Below are 2,538 nucleotides of genomic sequence, written 5' to 3' on the forward strand. Positions count from 1 at the left end.
CTGGCCGTTCTTCTTCCTTCTCGCGGCTCTTTGTTATCCACAAACGTCTCTCTTAGCCTCACGAGTCTCGCCCGCTGCTCCTTCAGCCTCATCCAAAGGGGCGATGAGTTTCATTCACTCGGGTGCTGAGGAAAAGCTCACGATTAGCCTCTTCGGAGGCGAAGGCGGGAGAATGTGAGTCTCCAGCGGCTATAAATCGATCCACTCGCTCGAGGATGGCTTGAATGGAGGAAGTGGAGAAATGAACGGATCGGTCATTGTAGGCGAAAAAACACGAATCGGTCGGCCAATCTCAACGCTTACGGAAGTCTAGCACCCTTGATGCAAACTGGCACCGGGACGATTACATGGGGCGGAAGAAACAGGCTGACGTTATCAATACCTGTCCGCTGCTGTAGAAGCGGGAGGCGATGATCCAGACGGGGAGTCAGCCTTTGGATCAGGAGTCCTGGATGAGACCGTTTTTTGAAGGTGTTTTAGGTTGTCTGTCTAAGAGAGTGGAAGGACGATGTGGCATCCAAGACAGCGTCATTCTTAGAAAGCAATAGGCAACGGCACAACCAAAGCTAATAGAATCTAAGGCGGTCAAACACAATGGTGCGCCAATAGAACGGGAAGATTTTCAAAGATAGCTTCCGAGCAATGGTGCAGATGTCTGGCACACTGGTTGGAAGGATGGTGTGGACAAACTGCTCAGTTCACATGCTAAAAGAAAAATGCAGATCAACTGGGCTTGGGGATCGGATAAGCCTGAAAGGGCAGGATAGGCAGAAGCGTTCGCTCAGAAATAAGATTGTGTCTGAGCGAGCACATTATTAAACAGGTTCTAGCATGAGTGGTTGGTGGTATGCAAAAGATAATCAACAAATAGGGCCTGTATCTCAGGCGGATTTGAAGTCCCTCTATTCGCGTGGTGAGATTGGCCCGCAGACGTTGGTGTGGCGGAAAGGCATGGCTGATTGGAAGGAGTATTCCGAGGTATCTGAATTGGTAGGGAGAAGAGAAGGAGACGCAGCAAAGGTTGGAGACGGAACTGCCAACCCCAATGCGACGCCGCAAGCCGCCGAGCTGGAAAAGACGCGCTCGCGAGGGCCTGGATTTGTGCCCTTAGAGGACTTGCCGAAGCCGCCAACCAAACTTCCCGTTATTAACTGCTTCAAAAGAGGCTGGGCAATTTTGAAGGTGGCTTTTCCTAACTTGTTTGCGGTAGGGCTTGTCTATGTTTTGATCATTACGGGATTGAGCGTGTTGGAAACAGTAGTGGCACCGGTGGAAAGCGATCGTGGAGTGGAGATTCCGAAGTGTGAGTCTAGAAAGTTTTCAATTCTAGAGATTAGGGCACAAGTTTCGCCGAACTGCGTCCTCGATTGGATTGTTCACATTGCGAGCGTGCTGATTCAGTGGTTTCTCGGCTTGGGGATGGTGCGAGTGGGGTTGGAGGTCGTGCGAGGAAATCGAGCGACGGTGGGAATGCTGTTTTCCGAGGGAGGCCGGTTTTTGCCGATGTTGGGGTTGTATATTCTCATATTTTTCTTTTCTTTGTTATATTCCATAGTCGCATTCTTGTTAATGTTGGGATTACATATTCTCACTGGGGGGTCATATTCGATCAATGAAGTATATATATCACAGTCAAAGTTCAGTATTTCAATGGAAGCGGATCTGTCTCCGGTTTTCTTGTGCTTCATCATTCCTTTGATCATTTTGATGGTTCGTTGGAGTTTTGCGATTAATGCACTGGTGGACGGGAAACTGGGACCAGTTGAGGCTCTCCAATACAGTTGGAGGCTGACGCGAGGGAATTTTTGGAATATAGTCGGTTTTTGGCTGCTGTCGGTGTTAGTGATTTTAACGGGTTTATTGGCCCTTGTGGTGGGGATTATTGTTGCGATCCCAGTGATTTTCTTGGCATGGATGGTGGCGTATCGGTATCTGCAGCGACGTGTTGAGCAAATTGACGAAGCTGTGATCAACCCGGCGAAGGAGGTTATGGTGGTGTGATGGAGGGGGCAAGCCAATGGCTAGAGGGGGCAGGAACGAGGTAAGGTTTGTTTATATTGTGGTGATGAGATTTTAGAGGTGATTGGGATAGTCTTTATTGAGATCTGCGCGAGGTGTAGGACGTGTGCGTTAAGCTCTATTCTTTGGTTTGGGCGTGGCCTTGGATGGATTATTGAAGTTCCATCCGGGCAGCGCTGCGGCCTGTGTGATCCAGTCTGCTATTGGGGTCTGATTTAGTTGATCGTTCTCGTAAATATGCAGGTAGCGAACCTCTTTCTGCTTGGATTCTATGGGAGGGATCGGTCGTAGTGATGCCCCGCGGAAAAACGCAATTTTCACATATTTTGAGAGGCAGTGAAACGCCAGAAACCAGCCTCGCCCTTCGATGCCGTAAAACGGGGTGTTCCACCTCACGGCTTTGCATACCTGGGGCACAAGTCGAGTGATCAACGCATCGAGATGTTGCCCAACGTCGCGTTTCCATCCAGGCATCGCAGCAATATAAGCCTGCACTGGTGCGTCGCCATCAGCTTTAGC

The 2,538-nt window shown here is 49.7% G+C and carries 2 protein-coding genes; one reads left to right on the plus strand and one right to left on the minus strand.

The window, feature by feature from the left end; genetic code table 11:
- Window positions 1-831: 831 nt before the first annotated feature.
- The gene (locus NZM04_02660; protein MCS7062944.1) at window positions 832-2,001 is read left to right on the plus strand and encodes a GYF domain-containing protein; all 1,170 of its coding nucleotides are present in this window, start codon (window positions 832-834) and stop codon (window positions 1,999-2,001) included.
- Window positions 2,002-2,130: 129 nt separating this feature from the next.
- Here NZM04_02660 and NZM04_02665 read toward each other — a convergent pair.
- Window positions 2,131-2,538 (minus strand): DUF1801 domain-containing protein (locus tag NZM04_02665; GenBank protein ID MCS7062945.1); only part of this gene is annotated, 408 nt, incomplete at its 5' end.

The sequence above is a fragment of the Candidatus Methylacidiphilales bacterium genome (assembly GCA_025056655.1).
In the GTDB taxonomy this organism is placed as follows: Bacteria; Verrucomicrobiota; Verrucomicrobiia; order Methylacidiphilales; family JANWVL01; genus JANWVL01.